This window comes from Rhizorhabdus sp. P4_G5 (assembly GCF_056401065.1).
Genome location: NZ_JBFUKB010000006.1, coordinates 223974 through 242928, shown reverse-complemented (window position 1 = coordinate 242928; position 18955 = coordinate 223974). Strand labels below are relative to the sequence as shown.

General features: G+C 67.1%; 20 protein-coding genes. 17 read left to right on the top strand and 3 right to left on the bottom strand.

The features are described 5' to 3' along the window. Window positions 1-258: 258 nt before the first annotated feature. From AC1DQK_RS13615 to pal, 11 genes are all read left to right on the top strand, one after another. Window positions 259-1002, top strand: coding sequence for a YebC/PmpR family DNA-binding transcriptional regulator (locus AC1DQK_RS13615; protein WP_477871334.1), 744 nt, complete (start codon window positions 259-261; stop codon window positions 1000-1002). A 248-nt stretch (window positions 1003-1250) separates the two neighbouring features. Continuing rightward, on the top strand, window positions 1251-1748 hold the full coding sequence (ruvC, locus tag AC1DQK_RS13610) for a crossover junction endodeoxyribonuclease RuvC (RefSeq protein WP_477871332.1): 498 nt from the start codon (window positions 1251-1253) through the stop codon (window positions 1746-1748). After that, on the top strand, window positions 1745-2344 hold the full coding sequence (gene ruvA, locus AC1DQK_RS13605) for a Holliday junction branch migration protein RuvA (protein ID WP_477871330.1): 600 nt from the start codon (window positions 1745-1747) through the stop codon (window positions 2342-2344). Before ruvC ends, ruvA begins: the two co-directional genes overlap by 4 nt. Window positions 2345-2348: 4 nt before the next feature. Further along, complete coding sequence (locus AC1DQK_RS13600) at window positions 2349-2753, top strand: GFA family protein (protein WP_477871328.1); 405 nt, start codon at window positions 2349-2351, stop codon at window positions 2751-2753. A 45-nt stretch (window positions 2754-2798) separates the two neighbouring features. Further along, a complete protein-coding gene (gene ruvB / locus AC1DQK_RS13595; RefSeq protein ID WP_477871326.1) occupies window positions 2799-3830 on the top strand; it encodes a Holliday junction branch migration DNA helicase RuvB in 1032 nt (343 codons plus the stop codon). 93 nt (window positions 3831-3923) lie between these two features. Continuing rightward, on the top strand, window positions 3924-4367 hold the full coding sequence (locus tag AC1DQK_RS13590) for a YbgC/FadM family acyl-CoA thioesterase (protein ID WP_477871324.1): 444 nt from the start codon (window positions 3924-3926) through the stop codon (window positions 4365-4367). 4 nt (window positions 4368-4371) lie between these two features. Then, on the top strand, window positions 4372-5070 hold the full coding sequence (gene tolQ, locus AC1DQK_RS13585; protein WP_477871322.1) for a protein TolQ: 699 nt from the start codon (window positions 4372-4374) through the stop codon (window positions 5068-5070). Further along, window positions 5070-5564, top strand: coding sequence for a protein TolR (gene tolR, locus AC1DQK_RS13580; RefSeq protein WP_477871320.1), 495 nt, complete (start codon window positions 5070-5072; stop codon window positions 5562-5564). Before tolQ ends, tolR begins: the two co-directional genes overlap by 1 nt. Then, complete coding sequence (locus tag AC1DQK_RS13575; RefSeq protein ID WP_477871428.1) at window positions 5564-6367, top strand: hypothetical protein; 804 nt, start codon at window positions 5564-5566, stop codon at window positions 6365-6367. Before tolR ends, AC1DQK_RS13575 begins: the two co-directional genes overlap by 1 nt. A 65-nt stretch (window positions 6368-6432) precedes the next feature. Next, window positions 6433-7755, top strand: a complete 1323-nt coding sequence (gene tolB, locus AC1DQK_RS13570; protein ID WP_477871318.1) for a Tol-Pal system beta propeller repeat protein TolB — start codon at window positions 6433-6435, stop codon at window positions 7753-7755. Window positions 7756-7826: 71 nt separating this feature from the next. After that, on the top strand, window positions 7827-8354 hold the full coding sequence (gene pal, locus AC1DQK_RS13565) for a peptidoglycan-associated lipoprotein Pal (protein ID WP_477871316.1): 528 nt from the start codon (window positions 7827-7829) through the stop codon (window positions 8352-8354). A 39-nt stretch (window positions 8355-8393) separates the two neighbouring features. On the opposite strand, the gene AC1DQK_RS13560 is transcribed toward pal, so the two are convergent. Both AC1DQK_RS13560 and AC1DQK_RS13555 read right to left on the bottom strand, forming a co-directional pair. After that, on the bottom strand, window positions 8394-8843 hold the full coding sequence (locus AC1DQK_RS13560; protein WP_477871314.1) for a hypothetical protein: 450 nt from the start codon (window positions 8841-8843) through the stop codon (window positions 8394-8396). A gap of 112 nt (window positions 8844-8955) precedes the next feature. Beyond that, entirely contained in the window at window positions 8956-9912 is a 957-nt protein-coding gene (locus tag AC1DQK_RS13555; protein ID WP_477871312.1) for an isoaspartyl peptidase/L-asparaginase family protein, read from the bottom strand. Between the two features lie 85 nt (window positions 9913-9997). On the opposite strand from AC1DQK_RS13555, the gene ispG reads away from it, so the two are divergent. The 3 genes from ispG to AC1DQK_RS13540 all read left to right on the top strand — a co-directional run bounded on the left by ispG (window position 9998) and on the right by AC1DQK_RS13540 (window position 12622). Further along, the gene (gene ispG, locus AC1DQK_RS13550) at window positions 9998-11122 is read left to right on the top strand and encodes a flavodoxin-dependent (E)-4-hydroxy-3-methylbut-2-enyl-diphosphate synthase (RefSeq protein WP_477871310.1); all 1125 of its coding nucleotides are present in this window, start codon (window positions 9998-10000) and stop codon (window positions 11120-11122) included. 139 nt (window positions 11123-11261) lie between these two features. Continuing rightward, window positions 11262-12146: a DMT family transporter gene (locus AC1DQK_RS13545; RefSeq protein ID WP_477871308.1), complete on the top strand. Its 885-nt coding sequence runs from the start codon at window positions 11262-11264 to the stop codon at window positions 12144-12146. Next, entirely contained in the window at window positions 12143-12622 is a 480-nt protein-coding gene (locus tag AC1DQK_RS13540) for an N-acetyltransferase family protein (protein ID WP_477871306.1), read from the top strand. Before AC1DQK_RS13545 ends, AC1DQK_RS13540 begins: the two co-directional genes overlap by 4 nt. 7 nt (window positions 12623-12629) lie before the next feature. Here the strand turns inward: AC1DQK_RS13540 and AC1DQK_RS13535 are convergent, their stop codons facing one another. Then, window positions 12630-13286, bottom strand: coding sequence for a DUF1345 domain-containing protein (locus AC1DQK_RS13535; protein WP_477871304.1), 657 nt, complete (start codon window positions 13284-13286; stop codon window positions 12630-12632). A gap of 276 nt (window positions 13287-13562) precedes the next feature. On the opposite strand from AC1DQK_RS13535, the gene AC1DQK_RS13530 reads away from it, so the two are divergent. From AC1DQK_RS13530 to AC1DQK_RS13520, 3 genes are read left to right on the top strand one after another with little or no spacing between them, the layout of a single operon-like run. After that, entirely contained in the window at window positions 13563-13940 is a 378-nt protein-coding gene (locus AC1DQK_RS13530) for a hypothetical protein (protein ID WP_477871302.1), read from the top strand. A gap of 39 nt (window positions 13941-13979) precedes the next feature. Then, window positions 13980-15797, top strand: coding sequence for a M48 family metalloprotease (locus AC1DQK_RS13525; protein ID WP_477871300.1), 1818 nt, complete (start codon window positions 13980-13982; stop codon window positions 15795-15797). Window positions 15798-15822: 25 nt separating this feature from the next. After that, window positions 15823-18846 carry a CHAT domain-containing protein gene (locus AC1DQK_RS13520; RefSeq protein WP_477871298.1) on the top strand — a complete coding sequence of 1008 codons (3024 nt, stop codon included), beginning with the start codon at window positions 15823-15825 and terminating at the stop codon, window positions 18844-18846. Window positions 18847-18955 lie beyond the last annotated feature (109 nt).

Below are 18955 nucleotides of genomic sequence, written 5' to 3'. Positions count from 1 at the left end.
CCTGTCGCTGGATTTTTGCGGGGGTTTTGGAGCGGTGGGCATCGGCGGTTGCCGACTTATCGCCTATCCCTGTCGCTGCCAAGCGCATCACCCTCATATTCGGCCAATCCGCGGCCGCTATCGATCAACGACCCTTGCCGCTCGCTGAATGGCGGGCCGCCGTACCCGATGGCATGGCCTGTGCTGGACGGCTTGCCTAGAGGGCGCCCCGGGCGCTAGAGAGCGCGCCATTCAACGACAGCTCGGGATAGGGCGGCAATGGCCGGTCATAGCAAATTCAAGAACATCATGCACCGCAAGGGCGCGCAGGATAAGAAGCGCTCGTCGCTCTTTTCCAAGCTCAGCCGCGAGATTACCGTCGCGGCGCGAATGGGCCTGCCCGATCCGGCGATGAACGCCCGGCTGCGCTCGGCGGTCATCACCGCGCGCAAGGAAGGCCTGCCCAAGGACAATATCGAGCGCTCGATCAACAAGGCGTCGGGCGGCGATGCGACCAACTACGAAGAGATCCGCTATGAGGGCTTCGGCCCCGGCGGCGTCTCGCTGATCATCGAGAGCCTGACCGACAACCGCAACCGCACCGCGACCAATGTCCGGACGATCGTGTCGAAGAATGGCGGCAATCTCGGCGCGGGCGGCTCGGTCAGCCACGCGTTCGATCGGCTCGGCCTGATCAGCTACGGCCCGACGGCGGGCGATGCCGAGAAGGTGTTCGAGGCCGCGCTCGAGGCCGGTGCCGAGGATGTCAGCTCGAGCGAGGACGGCCACGAGATCTGGACCGCGATCGAGGCGCTCCACGAAGTCTCCAAGGCGCTCGAGCCTGTGCTCGGCGAGCCCGAAGGCGCGAAGCTCGCCTGGCGGCCGCAGACGATGGTGACGGTGGGCGAAGAGGATGCGGCCAAGCTCCTCAAGCTGATCGACCAGCTCGACGATGACGACGACGTCCAGACCGTGTGGGGCAATTATGACGTGCCCGAGGACGTGATGGAGAAGCTGGGGTAACACTCCGCGAATGACATCATCCAGTCCGTCATGCTGAACTTGTTTCAGCATCCACCAGGCGGCGCGGGTAGACGCATGGTTGGGGCGCACTCGCTTCCGCTAGCATTCCGAGCCTCGCCGTGGATGCTGAAACAAGTTCAGCATGACAGTTGGAAGGGGCGCGCAACTCCTCTCCACCGTTTTTAGCTTCACAAATCTCATCGTCTGCGCAAAAGAGAACATGTGATGAACATGACGTCCGCACGCGCATGATCCTGATCGGCTTCGATCCGGGCCTCGGCACTACCGGCTGGGGGGTCATCGCCGCCGATGGCAACCGGCTGTCGCATGTCGCCAATGGCCAGATAAAGACAGAGCCCTCGATGGAATTAGCGCGTCGACTGTCGCTGCTCTACGGCGCGCTGACCGACGTGATCCATCAGCACCAGCCCGATGGTGCGGCGGTCGAGGAGGTGCTCGGCAATTCGAACGCGCAGTCGACTCTCAAGCTCGGCCAGGCGCGGGGCGTGGTGCTGCTGTCCGCCGCCAATGCCGGGCTCCATGTCGGCGAATATCATCCTTCGGTGCTCAAGAAGGCGGTGGTCGGCACCGGCGGCGCCGAAAAAAGGCAGGTGCAGGCAATGGTGCAGGTGCTTCTTCCGGGCGTGAAGCTCGCGGGGCCCGATGCGGCGGACGCGCTCGCGGTGGCGATTACCCATGCCCACCATCTCGCGACCGCGCGGGCGATGCGACGGGTGGTCGCATGATCGCACGGCTCCGGGGCGTCCTCGCCGAGAGCATGGCGGACCATGCCGTGCTCGATGTCGGCGGGGTTGGCTATCTGGTCTGGTGTTCCGGCCGGACCTTGTCCGCGATCGGCGAGGTCGGCGGCGATGTGCTGCTGTTTACCGAAATGCAGGTCCGCGAGGACGCGATCACCCTCTATGGCTTCGGCTCGGCGGGCGAACGCGACGCCTTTCGACTGCTCACCGGCGTCCAGGGTGTCGGCGGCCGGGTCGCGCTGGCGATCCTGTCGGTGCTGGAGGCAGGCGAACTGGCGAAGGCGATCGCGAGCGGCGACAAGGCGATGGTCGCGCGCGCCAATGGCGTCGGTCCCAAGCTGGCGATGCGGATCGTCAACGAACTCAAGGACAAGATGGGCGCTTTGCCGATCGGGCCCGGCCTGGCGGCTGCGACCGTGGCCAAGGGCGGGACGGCCAGCGACGCCCTGTCGGCGCTTGCCAATCTCGGTTTCCGCCCCGCCGAGGCGAGCGCGGCCGTCGGCGCTGCGGTCGAGGAACTGGGCGAAGGCGCGACGCTCGATGCCGTGGTGCGGCTGGCACTGCGCAAGGCTGCGAAATAGCGTCATGGCGAAATCTGCCCTCACCGCGCGCTGCTTCTGCGGGCAGCTGTCGGTCGAGTGCCGTGGCGATCCGGCGCGGATTTCGGTCTGTCATTGCCATGACTGCCAGCGCCGCAGCGGCAGCGCCTTTGCCGCGCAGATCCGCTTCGCAACCGACGCTGTGCGAGTGATCGGCGACAGCCGGAGCTGGACGCGGATCGGCGATAATGGCGGGCGTTGCACCTTTCATTTCTGCCCCGATTGCGGTTCGACCCTGTTCTATGATCTCGAGAGCATGCCGGGCCTCCGCGCGATAGCGATGGGGGCCTTCGCCGGCACCGAACTGCCCTGGCCGCAATATTCGGTCTATGAGGCGCGGCGGCTGCCCTGGGTCGAGATCGTCGGTGCGGACATCGAACGTCATGACTGAGATCGACAGCGCGGCACTGCGACGGTTAGGGGAACATGGCATAGCATGACCGACACCGATCGCCTTCTCGCGGGCAACCGCCGGCCCGAGGACATGGACGCCGCCTTGCGTCCCAAGTCGCTCGAGGAATTCGTCGGGCAACAGGCGGCGCGCGACAATCTGCGGGTGTTCATCGAAGCGGCGCGCAAGCGCGGCGAGCCGCTCGACCATGTCCTGTTCTTCGGCCCGCCGGGGCTCGGCAAGACGACGCTCGCCCAGATCATCGCCAAGGAGATGGGGGCGGGGTTCCGCGCGACATCGGGGCCGGTGATCGCCAAGTCGGGCGACCTGGCGGCGCTGCTCACCAATCTCGAGGATGGCGACGTGCTGTTCATCGACGAGATCCACCGGCTCCAGCCCGCGGTCGAGGAGGTGCTCTATCCGGCGATGGAGGATCGGGCGCTCGATCTGATGATCGGCGAGGGGCCATCAGCGCGCAGCGTGCGGATCGATCTGCCGCGCTTCACGCTGGTGGGCGCCACGACCCGGCAGGGGCTGATCACCACGCCGCTGCGCGATCGCTTCGGCATCCCGATCCGCCTGCAATTCTATACGGTCGACGAACTCGAACGGGTGGTCAGCCGGGCGGCCCGGCTGCTCGATCTCGCCATCTCGCCCGATGGCGCGATCGAGATCGCCCGGCGCGCGCGGGGAACGCCGCGCATCGCCGGACGGCTGCTGCGCCGGGTGCGCGACTTCGCCCATGTGCTGGGCGCGGCGGTGGTGGATGCCAAGGTGGCCGATCAGTCGCTCAACCGGCTGGAGGTCGATGCGCTCGGCCTCGACGCGATGGACCGGCGCTATCTCCACATGATCGCCGACATCTATCGCGGCGGACCGGTAGGCGTGGAGACGCTCGCCGCCGGCCTGTCCGAACCGCGCGACACGATCGAGGACGTCATCGAACCCTATATGATCCAGCTCGGACTGATCGCGAGGACGGCGCGGGGGCGGTGCCTCAACGGGCGGGGCTGGAAACATCTTGGGCTGAACCCGCCGCCCGAGGCCGGGCAGGATGGATTGTTCGACGAGGTCTGATCCGCCGGGGCGACGCTGGTGTGGGACGAGCCGTCCGCGCCCGGCCGAGAAAATGGATTCATTTCGCCCGCCGATGGCCTAAACAGCGTGGGAATGCATGAACCGCCCTATTCCGGCCGCTTCGAAGCGGGTGCGCACCTGTTCGCGCTGCGCGTCTATTTCGAGGATACCGATGCCGGTGGCGTCGTCTACCACGCCAATTATCTGCGCTTCATGGAACGCGCGCGCAGCGACATGATGCGCGTCGCCGGGATCGACCAGCGGGAGGCGATGGAAAGCGGTGTGGGAACCTATGTCGTGGTCGAGGTCGGAATGCGGTACAAGATGCCTGCGCGGCTCGACGACGATCTTCTGGTGGTCAGCCGGGTGGGAAATATGCACGGGGCCTTGTGCGCTGTTCATCAGAGAGTCATGCGCGGGCAGGAAACGGTGGTGGAGGCCGATATATCGGTCGCGCTGATCGGCCCGAGCGGCCGGCCGACGCGTCAGCCCCGCCACTGGCTCGAGACGTTTGAACGATTGAAAGGGACGAAATAAGTTGATGATGCAGGATCTGGCGGTCGCCGCATCGACATCGGCCTTGTCGCCGATCGCGCTCTTCCTCCAGGCGGATGTCGTCGTGAAGACGGTGATGATCGGGCTGCTGCTCGCCAGCATCTGGACCTGGACGATCATCGTCGCGGGCAGCATGGCGCTGGGCAAGGCGCTGAAGGACAGCCAGGCGGTCGAGGCCGAGTTCTGGAAATCCGAGGATATCGACAAATTCTACGACGGGCCGGGGCGGAAGGAAGTCCCGGCGGCGAAGATCTTCACCGCGGGCGTTGCCGAATGGCGGCGCTCGGTACGCGCCGGCAAGCCGGTCGATCGCGATGGGACGCGCACGCGGCTCGCCAATGCGATGGCCTCGGCGACCGGGGCGGAGATCGACCGGCTCTCGGATCGGCTCAACATCCTCGCGACGGTAGGCTCGGTCGCGCCGTTCGTCGGGCTGTTCGGCACCGTCTGGGGCATCATGCGCAGCTTCACCGACATTGCCGCCTCGCAGAACACATCGCTCGGCGTGGTGGCGCCGGGCATCGCCGAGGCGCTGTTCGCGACCGCGCTGGGCCTGTTCGCCGCGATCCCGGCCGTGATCGCCTATAATCGGCTGCTGCATAAGGTTTCCAAGATCGAAGGCCAGCTCAACCGCTTCGGCGATGCCATCCATATGACGCTCAGCCGCGAGCTGGAACGCGCCTGATGGGCATGGGCCCCGTCTCAGGCCGCGGCGCCCGGCGCGCGCCGATGGCGGAGATCAACGTCACGCCGTTGGTCGACGTCATGTTGGTGCTGCTGATCATCTTCATGATCACTGCGCCGCTGCTGCTGGCGGGCGTGCCGGTTGACCTGCCCGAAAGCGCCGCCGGTGCGCTCGACCAGGACCAGAAGCCGGTGCAGCTATCGATCGACAAGGCGGGCGCCGTGTTCATCGACGACCGCGAGGTGCAGATGTCGGCGCTGCCCGATCAGCTCGCTGCGATCGCCGCGAAGTCGGGCAAGGGCAAGGACAGCCCACAGGTCTTCCTCCGCGCCGACAAGGCGCTCGATTATGGCCGGGTGATGGCGGTGATGGGCGCGCTCAATCATGCCGGGCTCAACCGCGTCGCACTGGTGACGATGGGCGAAAGCGAAGCCGGCGGTGAGAGCGGCGGCCGGGTCGACGGTGATTCGGTTCCCGAACCCGCGGTGCCGTGATGGAACGCGCGGAGCGCACGGGACTGGGGCTGTCGGTCGTCGGCCATGTCGGCCTGCTGGTGATCCTGTCGCTCAACCTGATGAGCGTGCGCAAGATGCCCAAGCTGAGCGAGCCGATGGACGTGATGCTGGTCGACAAGGCCGGCCTGGTGTCGGCCGCACCCCAGATGTCGAAGGAAGCCCCGCAGGCCGCCGAAGCGCCCGATGTCGCGCCCACCGTCGAGGAAGCGCCTCCGCCAGAGCCCGCGCCCACGCCGCCGAAGCCCGCTCCGACCCAGCCCGCACCTTCGCCCAAGGTGGCGGAGAAGCCGTTGCCCAAGGCGCCCGGCAAGGAGCCGCCCGCCAAGGCCGCACCGCCAGCGCCTGCCAAAGCGGCGCCGGCCAAGCCGAAGGCCACCTCGCTCGGCACCGATTTCCTCAAGGGCATTCCGGTCGAGAAGTCCGCCGGCAAGGGCGCAGCCCCGCGCGTCGCGGCGATCAGCCCGATCGCGATGAACGGGCTGGTGGCGCTGATCGCGTCGCAGGTGAAGCCCTGTTACACCATTCCCGCGGGTGGCACCGACACTTCCAGCATCATCAGCCGGGTGCGTTTGCGACTGAAAAAGGACGGCTCGATCGCGGTCGCTCCCGAAATCATCGGCAATGTCGGCGTCAATTCGGCGAACCAGCCCTATGTTCGCCAAATGAACGAGGCTGCTACGCGGGCGCTCCAGCGCTGCGCGCCTTATAAGCTGCCGGCCGATCTCTACGAAGGCGGCTGGGAGGATTTGATCTTCACCTTCAGACCGAGCCAGATGGATTAACCCGCGATATTTGACTTACACCCCCGCTTTCGGGTCTATACCGGGGCGGGGTAGAGGAGACGAGAATGCGCCTTCCCCTTGCCCTGACGTTGCTGAGCGCGGCGCTTGCACTCGCTTCGCCTGCCGCGGCGCAGCTCGAGGTTGACATCACCGGCGGCATCGCCCAGCCGATGCCGATCGCGATCCCGGGCATGCCGACGCCATCGGTGGCCAATACGCCGGCCGGCGATACCGCGTCGCTTGGCCAGCGCGTCGCCGATGTCGTGACCAACGACCTCAAGAATAGCGGGCTGTTCAGCCCGTTGCCCAAGAGCGCGCTGCAAACCGTAAGCCATCCACAGGTCACCGCGCCCGACTATATGTTCTGGACACAGAGCGGCGCGCAGGCGCTGGTACAGGGCTTCGTGCAGGCAAATGGCGACGGATCGCTGACGGTCGGCTGCTATCTGTACGATGTGCTCGCCAAGGCCGAACTGACCCGCCAGGGCTTCGTGGTGCAGCCCGGCCAGTGGCGCCGCGCGGCGCATAAATGCGCGGACACAGTCTATACCCGCCTGACCGGCGAAGGCCCGTATTTCGACAGCCGCGTGGTCTATGTCTCGGAAACGGGGCCGAAGACCAACCGCACCAAGCGCCTTGCGATCATGGACCAGGATGGCGCGAACCACCGCTTCCTGACCAACGGCCAATCGATCGTGCTGACCCCGCGCTTCGCGCCCGGCCAGCAGACGATCACCTACATGTCCTATGCCGGCAATCGCGCGCGGGTCTATGTGTACGACATCGGCTCGGGAAGCCAGCGCCTCGTCGTCGACCAGCCGAACATGACCTTCTCGCCGCGCTTCTCGCCCGATGGCCGCTATATCGTCTTCTCGATGGCGGTCGGCGGCAACACCGACATCTACCGGGTCCCCGTGGCGGGCGGACGGCCCGAGCGGCTAACCACCTCGCCGGGCATCGACACCGGCGCCAGCTATTCGCCCGATGGTTCGAAGATCGTGTTCGAAAGCGATCGGTCGGGTACCCAGCAGCTCTATGTGATGGGCGCCGACGGATCGAACCAGAACCGGATCAGCTTCGGCTCGGGCCGTTATGGCAGCGCCGCCTGGAGCCCGCGCGGCGACCTGATCGCCTTCACCAGGATCGGCGGCGGCTTCGCCGTCGGAGTCATGGGAGTCGACGGTTCGGGCGAGAAGATCCTGACCAATGGCTGGCAGGACGAGGGGCCGAGCTGGTCCCCCAACGGCCGCGTGATCATGTTCTTCCGGACCGGCCAAGGTTCGGGCAAGGCGGACCTGTGGTCTGTCGACTTGACCGGCGTCAACGAACGTCCGGTGCCGACGCCGCTGGACGGATCGGACCCGGCATGGGGCCCACTCTTGCCATGATGCAGGAATTTCCGCGCATTTCCGCGCAAAACACGTTAAGTATCCGTAACCAGTTTTACTCGAGGAGAAACATGATGGCGCGTCTGACGATGAAAATCGCCCTTGTGTCCGCGCTGGCGCTGAGCGTCGCGGGATGCACCAAGAAGAAGCCGGAGGAACTGCCGCCGGCGCCCGCCGCGACCGCACCGGCGCCAGAGGCGGAAGCGCCGCAGCCCGCCCCGCAGACCGGCCCGATTCCCGGGTCGCGCGCGGACTTCCTCCAGCAGGCCGGCACCGACACGATCCATTTCGGAACGGACCTGTACGACATCGACGCGGAGAGCCAGGCGATCCTCAGCCGCCAGGCACAGTGGCTCGCGAAGAACCCGAACGTCTCGGTGACGATCGAGGGGCATTGCGATGAGCGCGGCACCCGCGAGTATAACCTCGCGCTCGGCGACCGCCGCGCCAATGCCGCCAAGAATTATCTGGTCAACGCCGGCGTCGCTGCTTCGCGCCTGTCGGTGATCAGCTACGGCAAGGAGCGCCCGGTCGCGACCGGCTCCGACGAAGGCAGCTGGGCGCAGAACCGCCGTGCCGTCACGGTGGTGCCGCAGTAAATCTCTTCCCCTCCCCTTCGGGGGAGGGGCTGTCCAGGCCTACTCCACCTCGGCCAGATGGTCGCGCAGCGCTCGCGCATCGTGAAGCGCGTTGTGCGGCACCTTGCTGTTGCGCGCGGTCGAGAAGCCGGGGGTGCGGCGGAACTCGAAGCGCATCTGCTTCACGTCCACGATCTCGGTCTCGCTGACCAGCAGCAGCCGGCAGAACAGCGCGATATCCTCTGGCCAGTCGGCGACGATGGTGACATCGCGATCAGCGGCAAGATAGGCCGCGACATCATGCGCCGCCGCGATCCGGTCGAGCCGATTGTACAGCATCGGCGGCACGCTTTCGAGGTAGGGGACGACGTGCTTCTCGACCCATGGGTGGTAGGCATCCGCGATCGGGATTACGACATAATAGTCCTGGTCGCCATATTCGGGCACCAGCGCGAGGCTCATCAGCTCGCCGCCGAAGCCGTTGAATTCGGTATCGAGAAAGTAGCGCATCCGTTCTCCTTGCCGTTCGTCCCGAGCGAAGTCGAGGGACGTGTCCCCTCGCCGGTGTCTCGACTTCGCTCGACACGAACGGAGCGCGACCGTGCGCCAATAGGCGTAGCACTTATTCGTCGCCGTACAGCGCCACGATGTGCGGCTGGTCGGCACGCGCCAGCCCGCGGTACATGCCCTGGCTGTTGAAGCACCAGCCGCCCCGGCCTTCGCCATCGACGCTGATCAACCCGCCGATGCCGCCCATCTCTCCGATCTCGCCGATCACGCCTTCGCCCGCCTGCTCTAGTGGCTGGCGCGCGAGCCGCACCCGCGCCGACAGTTCGTGTCCGGCGCCGACGCGGATGAAATGTTCGCCCGATCCCGTGCAGGAGGTCGCCGCGCCCCGGTCGTCGGCCCATGTGCCGGCGCCGATCACCGGCGAATCGCCGATCCGGTTCCAGCGCTTGCCGGTCAGCCCGCCGGTCGAGGTCGCGGCGGCGAGGTGGCCGGCGGCATCGCGCGCCACCGCCCCGACCGTCCCATATTTCAGGTCGGCATCGAATGCTCCGCCCGCGCGCAGCTCCTCATATTGGCGCCAGCGCTCGTCGGTGTGAAACCAGGCGGGGGCGGCCTGCTCCAGGCCATGCTCCGCACCGAAGCGGTCGGCGCCGGCCGCCGTGAGCATCACGTGCGGGCTCTGCTCCATCACGGCGCGCGCCAGCGAGACCGGATGCTTGCTCCTGGTGACCGCACTGATCGCTCCGGCTTGGCGATTGCGGCCGTCCATGATCGCCGCGTCGAGCTCATTGACGCCCTCGGCACTGAACACCGCGCCGCGCCCGGCATTGAAGTGCGGATCGTCCTCGAGCACCCGCACCGCCGCTTCCACCGCGTCGACGGCGCCGCCGCCCGCGGCGAGGACCGTGCTGCCAGCATCGAGCGCCGCTGCCAGCGCCGCGCGGGCATGGGCATCGTCCTCCGGCGCAAGCAGCAGGTTCCTGAGCTGGCCGGCGCCGCCATGGACGACGATCGTCCAGCCATCGGCCGGGCCGGTCCATTGCGACGTGATCTGGCGGTGGTCAGCCACTTTTCACCTGACGTTGGGGAGCGTCTTCATATCGACGCCCGGAAGGCCTATACGGGTCCACGATATTTTCAAAGAACGGAAATCCATGTCCATTCGCCCGTGGCGCGACATCCAGCGCAGGAAATCGCGTCAGATCATGGTCGGCAACGTCGCCGTCGGCGGCGACGCGCCGGTCACCGTCCAGACCATGACCAATACGCCGACCGACGACATCAAGGCGACGATCGACCAGATTCGCCGCTGCGAGGAGGCGGGCGCCGATATCATCCGGGTGTCCTGCCCCGACGAGGCCTCGACCGCCGCGCTCCGGCAGATCGTCCGTGCGGCGCGGGTGCCGATCGTCGCCGACATCCACTTCCACTATAAACGCGCCCTCGAAGCCGCCGATGCGGGCGCCGCCTGCCTCAGGATCAATCCCGGCAATATCGGGTCGGAGGCGCGCGTCGCCGAGGTCGTCCGCGCGGCCAAGGCCAATGGCTGCTCGATCCGGATCGGAGTCAACGGCGGCAGTCTCGAGAAGGATCTGCTCGAGAAATATGGCGAGCCCTGTCCCGAGGCACTGGTCGAAAGCGCGCTCGATCATATCAAGCTGCTGCAGGATCAGGATTTCCACGAATATAAGGTCGCGGTGAAGGCGTCGGACGTGTTCCTCGCCGTCTCGGCCTATATGGGCCTGGCAGAAGCGGTCGATTGCCCGCTGCATCTGGGCATCACCGAAGCGGGCGGGCTCGTCGGCGGCACCGTCAAATCGGCGATCGGCATCGGCAACCTGCTGTGGGCGGGCATTGGCGACACGATCCGCGTGTCGCTGTCGGCCGAGCCCGAGGAAGAAGTCCGCGTCGGGTTCGAGATTCTGAAGAGCCTCGGCATCCGCAATCGCGGCGTTCGCGTCGTCTCCTGCCCCAGCTGCGCGCGCCAGGGCTTCGACGTGATCCGGACCGTCCAGACGCTCGAGGAGCGGCTCCAGCATATCCGGGTGCCGCTGTCGCTGTCGGTGCTCGGCTGCGTCGTCAACGGACCCGGCGAAGCGCGCGAGACCGACATCGGCCTGACCGGCGGCGGCGCCGGCAAGCACATGGTCTATCTGTCGGGCGTCACCGACCACACCGTGCAGGATGCCGACATGGTCGAGCATATCGTCCGGCTGGTCGAGGCCAAGGCGGCCGAGATCGAGGCCGCGGAAGCGGCGCAGGCGCAAGCCGCCGAATGATTCCGGTCCTCTCTTCCGTCGCCCCAGCGAAGGCTGGGGTCCATGTCTTTTTCCTCGCGCAGCGGCACCACGTGGCTGGAGAGACATGGATCCCAGCCTGCGCTGGGATGACGAAGTAGGGCGTGCTTCTCCCTCCCCAGTGAAGCAATCCCCGACCCTGCTCGCCTTCGCCATCGCTGCCCTCGGCATCGCGGTCTTTTCGTCGATGGATGCGGTGATCAAGGCGCTCGCCCTGGCGATCGGCACCTATAATACGCTGCTCTGGCGCAGCTTCGCCGGCATCGCGGTGAGCGGCGTGCCATGGCTGTGGAGCCGTCCGGTCAAGCCTTCGCAGTCGGCTATGCGGCTCCATATCGAACGTGGCGCGGTTTCTGCGGTGATGGCTATGCTGTTCTTCTGGGGGCTCGCCCGGACGCCGATGGCACAGGCGATCGCGCTCAGCTTCATTGCGCCGCTGATCGCGCAGGGCCTGGCGGTGCTGCTGCTCAAGGAACAGATGAAGCGCGGCGCGCTGCTCGGATCGCTGCTGGCGTTCGCCGGCGTGTTGATAATCATGTGGGGGCAGGCGCATGCGGCGGTGGGGCCGGAGGCCTTGCTGGGCGCGATCGCCGTGCTGCTGTCGGCGGTGTGCTACGCCTATAACATCATCCTGATGCGGCGGCAGGCGCAGGTCGCGGACCCTTATGAGGTCGCCTTTTTCCAGAGCCTCTTCGTCACCATCTGCCTCGCCGTCGCGATGCCGTGGTTCGCGGTGCTGCCGCCGGCCCAGCATTGGCCGATGATCCTGTTGGGCGCGGTGCTCGCCACGATCTCGCTGGCGCTGCTGAGCTGGGCCTATGCCCGCGCCGAGGCTAGCTATCTGGCTCCGGTCGAGTTCACCGCCTTCATCTGGGCCAGCCTGTGGGGCTGGGTGGTGTTCGGCGAGAAGGTCGGGCCGACGACGCTGATCGGCGCGGCGGCGATCGTCGGAGGCTGCTGGATCACCGCGCGCACACCCGATCTGGAGAGGGACGTGATACCATGAAGGCTAGCATCCGCCGCGCTGTGCCGGGCGACGAGCATGACATAGTGCGGCTGGTCCACGCGCTTGCGACCTATGAGCGCGAGCCGGACGCCGTAGAAGCGACGCCCGATGGGCTGGCGGCGCTTCTGTTCGGAGAGGCGCCCAAGGTCTTCGCGCATGTTGCCGAGATAGACGGCAAGGTGGTCGGCATCTCGGTATGGTTCTTCAATTTCTCGACCTGGACCGGTCGTCACGGCATCTATCTGGAGGACCTGTTCGTCGATCCGGATGTGCGCGGCGGCGGCGTTGCGCGCGCCCTGTTCGAGGCGCTCGCCGACGAAGCGAAGGCGCATGACTGCGCCCGGCTCGACTGGGGCGTGCTCGACTGGAATGATCTGGCGAAGGGTTTCTACCGCCGCATCGGCGGGCGGCACCAAGTCGGGTGGGAGCCGTGGCGGCTCGATGGCGAGGCGCTGAAGAGGCTTCAGCGGGACTGAACGCCGCTCAGGATCCGCCGCCCAGCACGTTGATCGTGAAGGCCAGCACGCCGATGTTGAAGACGAAGGCGGCGAGGCAGTGGAGGATGGCGACCCGGCGGATGCCGCGACTGTCGATTTCGATGTCCGAGGTCTGGAAAGTCATGCCCAGGGTGAAGGCGAAATAGATGAAATCCCAATAATCCGGCTCCTCGTCGCCGGGGAAGCTGATGCCGCCATGGTCGCCGCCGGTCTTCGGCTCGGCGCTGTAGAACAGATGTCCATAGTGGAGCGCATAGACCATGTTGCTGAACAGCCAGGCGACCAGCAGTGTGCCGATGATCAGCACGATGCTGCCGGCATGCATCTCCTGCTTCTGTGAAAGCTCGACGGTGATCGCCACCAGCACCACCGCGCTGACGATGCCGGTGATCACCAGCAGCATCGCTCGATTGGCGTCGTTGCGCTGGGCCGCGGCGCGCATGTCGTCCGGTGCGTGGCCCAGCAGCGGGATGCAGGACAGCAGGAACAGCAGCGCGCCGGCATCGAAGCCGATCAGAGCCGCGCGGGCCCAGCCTGCCCAATGCATCGCGACGGCGAAGCCGGCGACCGCGACGACGATGAAGCCGACGAAGCGCGGCGGCGCGATATGGTGGCCGAGGCCGAGCGGGGATGATGTTGCCATGGCTCTGTCCTAGCTTGCCCGTGCCCGCTTCGCTACCGCCGGAGTTGCGCGCGCTGATGGCGGGGCGCGGGGGTGTGTGTATTCGCCCGCAGCCATGCTATGCTAGGATCAGGGCAATAGGAGACGTCCCTGTGATGGCGCTCACAGCGCGAGGGGACGAGTGTTCATAAGGTCGTGCGTCGACGAATTCGTCTTTGCCATGGGGCAACCTGGCCGCGCTTTGCACCGTAGTGTGAAGTGCAGTCATGAGAAGGATGGAATATGACCGGTCGCACTATGCGTTTCGCGATCATGAGCGGGCTGGTGCTCGCCATCCTCACGCCGCTCGCCGCGCATGCGGCCGACGCGCCTGCAATCAAGGCATATAAGCGCGACCCGCTGCCCATCTATGACGACGCGGGCGCGAAGGTGCGCGACGTGCCGGTCGCCTCGATGCCGGCGGCGGGCAGCCCCGGCGCGCGCGTGATCCGCGCGAAGACCGGATTCGTCGGCGTGCAGCTTGACGGTAAGCTGGCGTGGCTGCGGCTGTCGACGGTCGACTATGTCGGCGACATCGCGGCCGTGAAATGCGACGCGAATGCGATGAGCTTCGCAAAGATGGAGGAAGACGGGCTGCAACAGTCGCTGGGGCTGGGCTGCGGCGGGGGCAAATAGGTAGAAGGAGTCGGGGGGACAGCAGGAGGGATTTTTGAGATGCGGAACCGGTTGATCTTCGTCGCCCTGGCGGCGTCCCTCGGCGTCAGCCCGACACTCGATGCGGCCCCGCGGAAAAAGGCCGGTGCTGCGCCGGCAAAGGCCGCCGCCGAGCAGCCGATGGCGGCGGCGTTGCCCGATGCGCCCTATGTGGCGCTGAACGGTTGCCCCGCTCCGGCGAGCGGCACGCTGGTGGCGGCGAAGAAGATCGACAAGAAGGCGCGCGGCAAATTCTCGATCGACAAGGCGCCCTACATATCGACGCTCGATCCCGCCGACCTGTGCGCCACCAACCAGAAGATGCGATCGGGCGCGGGCGACGCCGCCGGTGCGATGGGCCTGTCGGGCCAGGTGATGAATACCCGTTCGGCGCGCATGGACCTGATGGCGATCCCGGCGCTCGAACTGGAGCTGAGGCCGGTGCTGGAGGCGTTCGCCAGGGCCTGGCCCTATGCGCCGCTGGAGCGCACCCCGAAGATCCTGTTTCGCGCCGACGAAGCCTATCAGGCGCAGGCGCTGCCGGACAATACGATCATCGTCTCGATGGGGTTGCTCGAGGCGGCGCAGTCGGATTCCGAAGTGCTGTTCGTGCTCGCGCATGAATATGCGCACCTCCTGCTCGGGCACTTCACCAAGGCGGAAACCATTGCGGGGGCAAAGGGCGCTACCCAAGCCGTGTCGATCGCCTGGCAGGCGGGCAGCACCGTCAACGCCCTGAAGCACAGCAATGGCAGCAACATGCTGGCCAGCGCGCAGAGCGGCATGGCGGCCGGCGCACGCCGCGCTGCGCCGATCGCCGAGGCGTTGCGCTTTGCCGTCGACGACATTTTCGCGCCGTCGTGGAACCGCGACCAGGAGAATCAGGCGGATGCGCTGGCGGTCGATCTGCTGATCCGCGGCAACATGACGATCGACAGTTATGCCAATGTGTTCGCCCGGCTGCAGAAGGCGTTCGAAACCGAGAAGGCGTCACGCGACAGGCGCAAGGCGGCGGCCGATGCCGTTCAGGCGAGCATGGGCGAGGCGATGAAGAGCTTTGCGACCAGCAGCGTCACCACCACGGGCCTGCTGGGCGGCGGCGCCGGCATGCGGGGCTTCGGCTCGGGCTTGCTCAAGAGCGCGGGTGGCGCGCTTCTGAACAATATGGGCAACATCACCAAATCGCTCGGCGGCGACACCCATTTGCCGCCGGAGGAGCGGCGCAACGGCCTCGCCGCCTATTTCCAGGCCGGCTATCCGACGGCCGATCCGCCAATCGACAGCGGCGCGCTGATCGGCCGGATCAAGGCGAAGCCCGATTATGCCCGCGCGATCTCGACCCGGAACGCCTATCTGAAGGCGCGCGGCAGCTATTTTGCGCAGGACTATGCTGGCGCGACGGCGCAGTTGCGCAGCCTTGGCGCGGGCAGCCGCTCGGCGCCGACCTTCGTCAACTATGTCGCGGCGCTGGCCGCCCGCGACCAGGGCAATATCCCGGCGGCAGCGAGCTTCTTCGACGCAGGCCGTGGCGGCAACGTGCCGAACCTGCAGCTTTACGAGACCTACACCGAGATGGAGCTCAATGCCGGTGACGTGAAGGACAGCGATGCGCTGATCGCGGAGGGCAAGGCCCGCTTCAAGGATCCCGATCACTTCAAGAGCATCGAAATCCGCCGCGATCTGGCCGCTGGTGATGCCGCCGCGGCCCAGTCGGTCTATACCGCCTGCATGGGCGTGAAAGGGCGCGATTACATCACCGAGCGCTGCAAGGCGGCGATGCCCGAGGCGCAGCAACAGCAGGCCAATCCGCTGGGATTCAAATTGCCGTTCGGCGGCTGAGGACGGATCTTTGCGACCGCACATCATGACGAGCTGGCTGCTTGCAGCCGCGTTCACAGCCGCTCCCGCGCTGGCCGCGCCTGATCCGCAGGCGGCGCTGTCCCGGATCGAGGACCGGCTGCAGTCCGCCACCGCCGAGCGGCGTTGGGCCGATGCGGTCGCGCTCGGCCGGCAGGCATTGGCCATCGAGGAGCGGACCAAGGGCGCGGATCATCCCGAAGTCGGCGGCACCCTGTCGCTGATTGCCGGCTGGCTCGTCGAGCAGGGCAAGCCGGCGGAGGCGACGCCGCTCTATCGTCGCGCCTTCGGCATATTCGAGCGCAGGCTGGGTGCGGGCCATGCGCTCACCGAGCAGGCGGCGTCGAACCTCGCCGCCAATCTGCAGTCGCTGGGGCAATATGACGAGGCCGAGCAACTCTATCGAGGCGCGCTCGCCCGCGCGCTGGTCAAGGGCGCGACGAGTCGCGCTGCCGCGCTCGCCTATAGCAATCTCGGTTTCGCGCTCGGGCGCCAGGGTCGCTTCACCGAGGCGCGCGATCTGTACGCGAAGGCCTTGGCGATTGCTCTTGGCTGGGAGCCCGAAGATCTCGACCTGGCGCTGATCGAGAGCAATGTCGCCGCCAATCTCGATGCGCTCGGTCGCCCACTCGAGGCCGAGCCGCTCTACCGTCAGGCGCTGGCGGTGCGCATCTCCGAGCTTGGTCCGGACGATCCGGCGGTGGCGACGAGCTATAATAATCTCGGCTTCAATCTCGATGGGCAGGGCCGCTATGCCGATGCCGCGCCGGCCTATGCCCGTGCGCTCCGGATTCGCAGCCGGATAGATCCCGCGGGGCTTGCCGTCGCGACCAGCTACAACAACGCCGCGCATAACCTGAACCGGCAGGGGGATTTTGCGGCAGCCGCGCCGCTCTATGCCAAGGCGCTCGCGATCTGGCGGGCGGTCTATGGTCCGCGGCATCCGACCACGGCGATCGGTCTGTCCAATGTCGCCGTCAATCTCGAACGGCAGGGCAAGGCGGTGGAGGCCGAGCCTCTGTTCGAGCAGGCGCTGGCGATCCGCGTCGGCGCGCTGCGCGCCGGCCATCCCGACATCGCGACCGCGCAGCTGCGGCTTGGCCATGCGCTCGCCGCGCAGGGCAAATTCGATCGCGCGCTGCCGCTCTATGAGCAGGCGGTGGCGGCCCGGCGGGCGGCGTTCGGCCCGGATCACCCCGCGCTGGCTGAGGCGCTGATCGACCAGGCCGAGCTGTTCCTGGCGGTCGGACGCACCGCCGATGCGGTGGCGGCGGCGCGCGAGGCGGCCGACATCGTTCGCCGCCGCCGGCTCGGCCGGATCGGGGATGCGCGCGACAGCGATGGTGCTCAGCAGGCGGTGGGCCGTGCCGAAGCGACCGATGCCAGCCGCTTCGATCCGTTGGCGGGCGCCTTTGCGATCCTGATCCGCGCCGCCTGGGAGCGCGCCGCCGTGGCGCCGCAACAGGGCGCCGCCCTCCGCGCCGAAGCCTTTCTCGCCGCACAGGATCTTTCCGTATCCGCGGCAGCGCGCAGCATGGCGCGTACCGCCGCGCGCACCGCAGCCGGCGAGGGGCCGCTGGGCGATCTGGTGCGCCGTCAGCAGGACCTGTCCGATCGCGCCGCGGAACTCGACGCGGGCCTGCTCCGGCAACTGGTGCGCGGCGATACCGCGCGGATCGCTGATATCCGCGCGCAGCTCGACACGACCTCCAGATTGTTGACGGAGGTGGACCGCCAGCTGCGCGAGGCGTTCCCCGATTATGCGAGGCTGATCGGGTCGGAGAGCCTGCCGCTGGATGCAGCACAGGCGCGGCTCGATCGTGGCACCAGGCTATTGATGATCGTTCCTGCCGGCGACGATCTCTACAGCTTCGCGATTGGTTCCAGGACAATCGCGTGGTCGCGGTTGGCAGGGGGGGCGGCCCCGGTCGCGGCTCGCGTGCAGGCGCTGCGCTGCCAGGTCGACTCCAAGCGCTGCGGCGATCAATCGGACAATTGGCCCAGTTTCGACCGGCGGGCGGCCTTCGCGCTCTATCGCGATCTGGTTCGCCCTGTTGAACCCGTGCTCGACGGCGCCAGGGCATTGTTCGTGGTGACGGGCGGTGCGCTCGCCGAATTGCCGCTTAGCCTGCTGCCGACAGACGACGCCGACGATGCTTCGGCCGGCTGGTTCGGCGACCGTTATGCGATCACCGTCCTTCCCGCGGTCTCGGTGCTGCGGGCGACGACAGCGAAGCCCAGTGTCACCCGCCCAGCGGGGACTCCGGTGCAGTTCGTCGGCTATGGTGCCCCGGCTTTTCTCGGCCCGCCGACTGGCGATCGCATGCTCGACGATTTCCTCAAGATCCCGCAGCCGGTCGATCGCGCGGGACAAGGGCTGACCGACCCGACGGCGTTGCGCGAGCTGAGCCCGCTACCGGGCACCGAGGTTGAGCTGAAGGCGATGGCGGCGTCGCTGCGCGCGCGGCCGGACCTGCTCCACCTCGGCAGCGCCGCGACGGAGGCCTCGATCCGCAGCGATCCGGCAGTCGGTGAAGCGCGGATCATCGCCTTTGCTACCCATGGCATCCTGCCGGGCGAGATTGGCGGCCTGCGCGAACCCGGCCTTGCCTTTACGCCGCCCAAGAGCAGTTCGCGTGAGGACGACGGCCTGCTCGCCGCGTCGGAAGTGGCCGGTATGCGGCTGACGGCGGACTTGGTGATCCTGTCGGCCTGCAACACCGCCTCGGCCGACGGGACGCCAGGGGCGGACAGCCTGTCGAGTCTGGGCCGCGCCTTTCTCTATGCCGGCGCGGGATCGCTGCTCGCGAGCCGATGGCGGGTAAGCGACGATTCGACCGCAGCGCTGACGGTGGAGACGCTGATCGGCCGCAACGCCGGGCTGAGCCGCGCTGCGGCGCTGCAGCGGGCGATGCGCGCGATCCGTACCGGCCGTCGTGCCGACGGCTCGCCGCTGCCAGGATGGCAGGCGCGCTGGGCGCATCCTGCGGCTTGGGCGCCGTTCACGGTCATCGGGAGCGACGCGGGCTAACAGCGGGGCGTCGCCGCCTCACCGGAGCGGAGCAGATCATCTCTTCCGTAACTGGAGGTCAGCCCCTGGTTGATGCGGGTCGGATGGTTCAAGGCATCCACCGAAGTCG